The organism is Bacillus sp. AR2-1 (assembly GCF_008368755.1).
Lineage (GTDB): Bacteria > Bacillota > Bacilli > Bacillales > Bacillaceae_G > Bacillus_A > Bacillus_A wiedmannii.
Genome location: NZ_QORY01000015.1, coordinates 273,899 through 281,784, shown reverse-complemented (window position 1 = coordinate 281,784; position 7,886 = coordinate 273,899). Strand labels below are relative to the sequence as shown.

The 7,886-nt window shown below is 32.5% G+C and carries 7 protein-coding genes; 6 read left to right on the top strand and 1 reads right to left on the bottom strand.

Annotated elements, in window-relative coordinates; translation table 11 throughout:
* Positions 1-532 precede the first annotated feature (532 nt).
* Positions 533-1,186, bottom strand: a complete 654-nt coding sequence (locus DT250_RS18080; protein ID WP_149213470.1) for a CPBP family intramembrane glutamic endopeptidase — start codon at positions 1,184-1,186, stop codon at positions 533-535.
* A gap of 675 nt (positions 1,187-1,861) precedes the next feature.
* Between DT250_RS18080 and DT250_RS18075 the strand changes: the two genes are divergently transcribed.
* From DT250_RS18075 to DT250_RS18050, 6 genes are all read left to right on the top strand, one after another.
* Positions 1,862-2,452, top strand: a complete 591-nt coding sequence (locus tag DT250_RS18075) for a TetR/AcrR family transcriptional regulator (RefSeq protein WP_098856664.1) — start codon at positions 1,862-1,864, stop codon at positions 2,450-2,452.
* A gap of 387 nt (positions 2,453-2,839) precedes the next feature.
* Complete coding sequence (locus DT250_RS18070) at positions 2,840-3,787, top strand: sugar-binding transcriptional regulator (protein ID WP_000356574.1); 948 nt, start codon at positions 2,840-2,842, stop codon at positions 3,785-3,787.
* 307 nt (positions 3,788-4,094) lie between these two features.
* Entirely contained in the window at positions 4,095-4,766 is a 672-nt protein-coding gene (deoC, locus tag DT250_RS18065; RefSeq protein WP_001017444.1) for a deoxyribose-phosphate aldolase, read from the top strand.
* A 102-nt stretch (positions 4,767-4,868) separates the two neighbouring features.
* Complete coding sequence (locus DT250_RS18060; protein WP_000876170.1) at positions 4,869-6,050, top strand: NupC/NupG family nucleoside CNT transporter; 1,182 nt, start codon at positions 4,869-4,871, stop codon at positions 6,048-6,050.
* Between the two features lie 36 nt (positions 6,051-6,086).
* A complete protein-coding gene (locus tag DT250_RS18055) occupies positions 6,087-7,388 on the top strand; it encodes a pyrimidine-nucleoside phosphorylase (RefSeq protein WP_001983022.1) in 1,302 nt (433 codons plus the stop codon).
* Between the two features lie 33 nt (positions 7,389-7,421).
* Positions 7,422-7,817: a cytidine deaminase gene (locus tag DT250_RS18050; protein WP_087982988.1), complete on the top strand. Its 396-nt coding sequence runs from the start codon at positions 7,422-7,424 to the stop codon at positions 7,815-7,817.
* Positions 7,818-7,886 lie beyond the last annotated feature (69 nt).

Below are 7,886 nucleotides of genomic sequence, written 5' to 3'. Positions count from 1 at the left end.
ATTTATTTCTCTTTTCATTTATTCTAAAGCTACTATTTTATAATTGATTTCACACCTTCATACTAATTTTATATACATATCTAACTTGAGCCTCAAAAATGAGTTCCTTAATCACTTGATATAGTTTGCTGTATAAGAAAAAATCAAGGTAGTTTAGATACTTTAAGCAAAATTGATACTTCATCTTTTCTCTTAACTAAGCAATTTAATTTTTATGTATTATAACTTAAGGGCTGAGGAACAAATTTTTCTTCAACTACTAACTCGCTAATAAAATTCTGGATATTTTCCAAAAATGTTTACTGTAATGGGATATAAGGAGAACATATATTAGTCATGGTATTTCCTTTTTTAGTTTAATTGTGATGCAGTGGGCCCCCCTATATAAAAGAAACCGCAGTTTACATCCAAACTGCGGTATTTCGACGTACAAGGAATTTCATAAATCATTAGTCACTGTCTAAATTGTACTCCACATTTATCAATATCTGTTTCTATTTTTTTACTTTGCAAAAGAACTAAGGCTAATTTCTTATAGAATGAAAGCAAGGCAATTGTTTAATATATGTATCGCTATAACATATGCAATGGATCTTTTAGAAATAAGATAAGCCACAGTAAGTATCACCGAGCCAGGTAAATAAATAGCAATATCCGAAAGTTGGTTTGTATGAAGAAGTGTAAAAATAATAATCGAAATGATAGATGCAATAGCAGTACCAATATGATAAGAAAAACGATTTATTAATATGTGACGAAACACAATTTCTTCAAGTATTGGTCCCAGAATACCAAATATAAGCAATGTAAATATAATAGGTACCTCTGCACCCGTTTCAAGAAGCTGTTCTTGGTTCTCTGGCTGACCAGTTGCTAGAAAACGCATAATAGACTGTTCCACAATTACCGTAAATAAAACCACCATAGGAATACTTACTATTTTCAAAATTGTCTTCTCTTTAAAATAAGTAAAACTTTGAATGATTTCTTTCCTAAAGAAAATTATTCCTATAATAGCAGGTACAGTAAAACTGATGGCACTAAGAACAAATTCTGATTCAACTAAATTGACATTAGCTAAAAGTGATATGCCAAATAATATGTACAAGCCAATTTGAAATGGTACAAACAGTGTAAAGATTATTAGCATAGTAAGTTCTTTTTTATTCATTTTTATAAAGTTCATTTTATTATCCTCCTAATTAAATTACCTACAATCTTTGAATTTTCTTTCTGCATTAAGTTCTCCTTCTAAATATATTTATATAAGATTCAAAACCGGACGGTTCGGTCCGGAAACTAATAATACTATAAGTTTCTAGTTTTGTTAATCCTTTTTACAAAGTATTAACAAAATCAAAATGACAAAAATACAAAATACTTATATGTCAGTTTCTTATTTACAATTAAATTTCAGTACTCATTAATTATTAACGATTTCCTTTTTAAAGAATGAAGTGATAAGGCTTTTAACCGCAAGGAATGCGGTAGATATCCTAATATATGAAGTGAAAGTGGGGGTAGTTCAAACACTTTAGCTAAACATATTAATAGAGATTATATATAATAATCATATGTCTATACACTAAAATATATATTTTTACATCTTCTACGATTTTAGGTAAAATTAGTTGAATAAAATGACTGAATTAAACAATTGGTCATGTTGTTTTTGGCGGAAAATTCACTCTAATGATATGGATAATACAATTTGATTAACCTCTTTTCAAACTGTATTGTTTGAGGTTTCCATAAGATATTTCTGTTCCAAATTTATTTATACTTACAAAAAAATTAAGAAAATAGAGGGTAAACATTACCTGGAATATTAAGATCGTTTTTATTAGGAGGATTACAAAGCATGACTAAAGTTGATAAGGTAAAAGAAAAAATTATTGAAACATCTTTATATTTATTTAATACAAATGGGATAACTCGCACATCCATCCAGGATATAATGACAGCTACTGAACTACCTAAAGGATCTATTTATCGTAGATTCAAAAATAAAGAAGAAATTGTCCTTGCTGCCTACGACAAAAGTGGTGAGATTATGTGGAGTCATTTTCATAAAGCAATGGAAAATAAAAAGACAGCAATCGATAAAATCCTTGCAATATTCCTTGTATATCAAGATGCAGCTAATAATCCTCCTATTGCTGGAGGCTGTCCATTACTTAATAGCGCAATTGAAAGTACTGGGGTATTTCCAGAATTACAAAAAGCAGCAGCAGAAGGTTATGACGATACAGTAATGTTAATGGCTTCTCTCATAAAAGAAGGAATAGAGAAACAAGAACTTAAAGAAGATATAGACATTATATCACTCGCTTCTTTTCTTGCATCTTCAATGGAGGGAGCTATTATGGCAAGTCGAGTATCTAACGATAATATACACCATCATTATTTTATTGAACAAATAAAACATCATCTTTTCACTTATTCTAAATAAGTGAAAACTTGCATTGTTTTTATCCGATTTTTATAGACTTAAATTGAATAAATACCCCTCATAAACAGTATCTTCTGTTTATGAGGGGTATTTGAATAGTTTTTAGTAAAGGTAACTTTTTAGACGATGTTTCATGTTTCTTATTGAATGGATTTGTTATCGTTACTACAGAAAAAGCAAAAAAGAATGAATTACATATAAATCGATTTATATGTTTCAAGTGTATCTATGTTGAGGTTGTAAATATATACAATAAAGTTTCATTTTAAATACTAAGTGTAGTAGAAGTTCAGTTAGATAAAATTCGGTAGTCGAAATTTCTTGCATAAAGCTGTATAATGCTTGTAACGAAAAGGAAATACAGGAAAGGATATGTAATGAGTTACTATGGATAAAGATAAACAACAATTAAGCGTTGAAGTTGCAAGATTATACTATCAGTCAGATTATAGTCAGCAGGAAATTGCTAATAAATTAAATATTTCAAGGCCGACTATTTCTAGATTATTAAAGTACGCGAAAGAAAAAGGATTTGTTCAAATTAGCATAGCCGATCCATTTGCTGATTTAGATAACGTTGGAAATTTACTGAAAGAAAAGTACAACTTGTTAGAGGCACATGTCGTATTTTCTCCAGTACCAGAATATGCAACGATTACAGAGTATATTAGTAAATATGCAGCTGAGTATATGGAAAAGACGGTTAAAACTGGTGATATCGTTGGTGTAAGCTGGGGAATGACGATGTATGAAATCGCTAGAAAAATTGTACCACAACATGTAAAAGGTGTAGAAGTTGTTCAGTTAAAAGGTGGTATTAGTCATTCGAGTGTAAATACATATGCGAATGAAACGATTGCTTTATTTGCAGATGCTTTTCAAACGACACCAAGAAATCTACCCCTTCCAGTTATATTTGATAATGCAGTGACAAAAGAATTAGTAGAGCAGGATCGACATATTCATCACATTATCGAAATGGGGAAACAAGCGAATGTTGCAATTTTCACTGTAGGAACAGTGAGAGACGAAGCACTATTATTCCGATTAGGTTATTTCGATAAGGATGAAACGAATTTGCTCAAAAAACAATCGGTCGGTGACATTTGTTCACGTTTCTTTGATGGAGACGGAAAGATTAGTAGCGAAGAGATTAATCAGCGTACAATTGGAATTGAGTTAGAAGAACTGAAATTAAAGAAACGTTCTATTTTAGTTGCTGGTGGTAATAGAAAAATAAAAGCAATTGATGGTGCGTTACGTGGCGGGTATGCAAATGTATTAATTATCGATCAGCATACAGCAAAAGAATTGTTACATTATCAAAAAGGTTAGAAATAAAAGGCTTTCTCAAGATGTTAATTTTGAGAAAGCCTTTTATTTTGTTATGTATGAATTATGGGAGTGTTTTTTGAATACAAATTGCCTTTTTAAAAATAATTATGGATATTGAGATACATACTACCATTGTTAATATAAAAGTTTTGATTTTAAATATGAATTGTTTCTTAGTTAGAATGCGCTTTATTTACTACAAGAAAATTCCTTTTTGAAAAGAATGAACAAAATTTCAAAAGTGTATTTACATTCGTTCAACTAAGAGTTAGAATGAAGCTGTTAAAAGATATGAGGAGTGAAGATAATGAATATTGCAAAGTTAATTGACCATACAATTTTAAAAGCTAATACTACTAAAGAAGATGTTATGAAAGTAATCGAAGAAGCAAAGGAATATAAATTCGCTTCTGTTTGTATTAATCCTACATGGGTGAAGCTAGCTGCTGAAGAATTAGCTGGACATGATGTAGATGTTTGTACTGTAATCGGTTTCCCATTAGGAGCAAGCACTACTGAAACAAAAGCATTTGAAACAAAAGATGCTATCGCAAAAGGTGCAACTGAAGTTGATATGGTAATCAACGTAGGTGCTTTAAAAGACGGCGATAACGAGTTCGTTGAAAAAGATATTTATGAAGTAGTACAAGCAGCAAAAGGAAAAGCTCTTGTAAAAGTAATCATTGAAACTTGCCTATTAACAGATGAAGAGAAAGTACGCGCTTGTGAATTATCAGTAAAAGCTGGTGCTGACTTCGTAAAAACTTCAACTGGATTCTCAACTGGCGGAGCAACTGCTGAAGACATCGCATTAATGCGCAAAACAGTTGGACCAAACGTTGGTGTAAAAGCATCTGGTGGCGTTCGTACACGTGAAGATGCAGACAAAATGGTAGCTGCTGGAGCTTCTCGCGTTGGAGCAAGTGCTAGTGTTGCAATCGTATTAAATGATGCAAAAGGTGCTACAGATAACTACTAATCATTAATGAAGTTAAAAGCAATAGATACACAAAGTAAAGTGTATCTATTGCTTTAACAATTGAAAAAAATGTAAGCGGATACGAATGGGAGGAGACGGCTTATGAAATATTTAATCGGTATTTTTGGCCTCGTATTGATTTTAGGTATCGCTTGGCTTGCTAGTAATGATAGAAAGAAAGTCAAATATCGCCCAATCATAACGATGGTTATATTACAATTCATTTTGGGGTTTTTATTATTAAATACAAGTGTAGGGAATATATTAATTAGCGGAATAGCAGATGGTTTTGGAGAGCTATTAAAATATGCCGCTGACGGTGTGAATTTCGTATTTGGTGGATTAGTAAATCAAAAAGAGTTTTCGTTCTTTTTAAGTGTATTAATGCCAATCGTATTTATTTCAGCTTTAATAGGTATTTTGCAACACATTAAAGTATTACCTATTATTGTGAAATCTATTGGTCTAGCATTAAGTAAAGTAAATGGAATGGGGAAACTAGAATCATATAACGCTGTTGCTTCTGCGATTTTAGGACAATCTGAAGTGTTTATTTCAGTTAAGAAACAACTAGGATTATTGCCAGAGAAAAGAATGTATACATTATGTGCATCTGCAATGTCTACCGTTTCAATGTCTATCGTTGGATCATATATGGTGTTATTAAAACCACAATATGTTGTAACCGCTTTAGTGCTTAACTTATTCGGTGGTTTTATTATCGCTTCTATCATTAACCCTTATGAAGTTACTGAAGAAGAAGATATGTTAGAAGTACAAGAAGAAGAGAAAAAGACTTTCTTTGAAGTATTAGGGGAATACATTATAGATGGATTTAAAGTTGCAATTACAGTAGCAGCTATGTTAGTCGGTTTCGTTGCTTTAATCGCATTCATTAATGCAGTATTTAAAGGTGTAATCGGTATTTCATTCCAAGAAATTCTTGGTTATGTATTTGCACCATTTGCATTTATTATGGGTGTACCTTGGCATGAAGCAGTTAATGCCGGAAATATTATGGCAACAAAATTAGTATCAAATGAATTTGTCGCTATGACAGATTTAGCACAAGGAAACTTTAATTTCTCAGATAGAACGACAGCGATTATATCTGTATTCTTAGTTTCATTTGCAAACTTCTCTTCAATTGGAATTATTGCAGGGGCAGTTAAGAGCTTAAATGAAAAGCAAGGAAATGTAGTCGCAAGATTTGGTTTGAAATTACTTTTCGGTGCAACATTAGTAAGTTTCTTATCAGCAACAATCGTAGGCTTATTATTTTAACAGATTCATATCATATAAAAAGGAATGGTGATTGTAATGAGAATGGTAGATATTATTGCGAAAAAACGTGACGGCAAAGAATTAACGACTGAAGAAATCAAATTCTTTATTAATGGATATACAGACGGAAGTATTCCTGATTATCAAGTGAGTGCACTTGCAATGGCAATCTTCTTTAAAGATATGACAGATCGCGAACGTGCAGATTTAACGATGGCGATGGTTGAGTCTGGAGAAACGATCGATTTATCAGCAATTGAAGGAATTAAAGTAGACAAACATTCAACTGGCGGTGTTGGTGATACGACAACATTAGTATTAGGACCATTAGTAGCTGCTTTAGATGTACCAGTAGCAAAAATGTCTGGTCGTGGTTTAGGACATACAGGCGGAACAATTGATAAATTAGAAGCGGTAGAAGGATTCCACGTTGAAATTACGAAAGAGCAGTTCATTGATATTGTAAACCGTGACAAAGTAGCTGTTATTGGACAAACTGGAAACTTAACACCTGCAGATAAAAAGATTTATGCATTACGTGATGTAACAGGAACAGTAAACTCAATTCCTTTAATCGCGAGTTCAATTATGAGTAAAAAAATTGCAGCTGGTGCTGACGCAATCGTACTTGATGTAAAAACAGGTGCTGGCGCATTTATGAAAACAGAAGAAGATGCAAAAGAATTAGCACATGCAATGGTGCGTATCGGAAATAATGTAGGACGTCAAACGATGGCTGTTATTTCAGATATGTCACAACCGCTTGGATTTGCAATTGGTAACGCTCTAGAAGTGAAAGAAGCGATTGATACGTTAAAAGGTGAAGGTCCAGAAGATTTAACGGAATTAGTACTTGTATTAGGAAGTCAAATGGTCGTACTTGCGAAAAAAGCAAATACGTTAGAAGAAGCTCGTGAAATGCTAATTGAAGTTATGAAAAACGGAAAAGCAACTGAGAAGTTTAAAGAGTTCTTAAGCAATCAAGGCGGAGATAGTTCAATTGTAGACAATCCAGAAAAAATGCCACAGGCGAAGTATGTAATTGATGTACCTGCAAAAACTTCAGGTGTTATTTCTAACATTGTTGCAGATGAAATTGGTATCGCAGCTATGCTACTTGGTGCTGGCCGTGCGACAAAAGAAGATGAAATCGATTTAGCAGTAGGATTAATGTTACGTAAAAAAGTTGGCGATGCAGTAAAAGAAGGCGAGCCATTCGTAACGATCTATGCAAATCGTGAAAATGTAGAAGATGTAAAAGCAAAAATTTATGAAAATATTTCTATTGCTGAAACAGCAGTGGCTCCTAAATTAGTTCATACAGTTATTACTGACTAATCATAATTACACATACTTTAAGGGGGAAATAATATGGATAAGAAAAAATATATCGAAGAAGCAAATAAGATGTTAGCAAAAGCATATATTCCGTATTCGAAATTTCCTGTTGGCGCAGCATTAGTTACGAAAGAAGGTAAAATCTATACTGGTTGTAATATAGAAAATGCTTCTTACGGTTTATGTAACTGTGCAGAAAGAACAGCGATCTTTAAAGCAGTATCAGAAGGGGAGCGCGACTTTAGTTACTTAGTTATTACAGGCGAAACGGACGGACCGATATCACCATGTGGTGCTTGTAGACAAGTAATTGCTGAATTCTGTGAACCGAAAATGACAGTTTTACTAACGAATGTAAAAGGTGATGAAAAAGAAGTGACTGTTGAGCAATTACTTCCAGGTGCTTTCTCGATAGAAGATTTAAAATAAGTTGAAAAGTCATTCCGCAAATATTAATTGTGGAATGGCTTTTTTATTTTCAAAAGTTGAATGTAATAT

Bases quoted from the DNA above. Each gene is read 5' to 3' on its own strand.
- DT250_RS18060 (WP_000876170.1), top strand. From the start codon at position 4,869: ATGAAATATTTAATCGGTATTTTTGGCCTCGTATTGATTTTAGGTATC.
- DT250_RS18070 (WP_000356574.1), top strand. From the start codon at position 2,840: ATGGATAAAGATAAACAACAATTAAGCGTTGAAGTTGCAAGATTATAC.
- deoC (WP_001017444.1), top strand. From the start codon at position 4,095: ATGAATATTGCAAAGTTAATTGACCATACAATTTTAAAAGCTAATACT.
- DT250_RS18055 (WP_001983022.1), top strand. From the start codon at position 6,087: ATGAGAATGGTAGATATTATTGCGAAAAAACGTGACGGCAAAGAATTA.
- DT250_RS18050 (WP_087982988.1), top strand. From the start codon at position 7,422: ATGGATAAGAAAAAATATATCGAAGAAGCAAATAAGATGTTAGCAAAA.
- DT250_RS18080 (WP_149213470.1), bottom strand. From the start codon at position 1,186: ATGAACTTTATAAAAATGAATAAAAAAGAACTTACTATGCTAATAATC.
- DT250_RS18075 (WP_098856664.1), top strand. From the start codon at position 1,862: ATGACTAAAGTTGATAAGGTAAAAGAAAAAATTATTGAAACATCTTTA.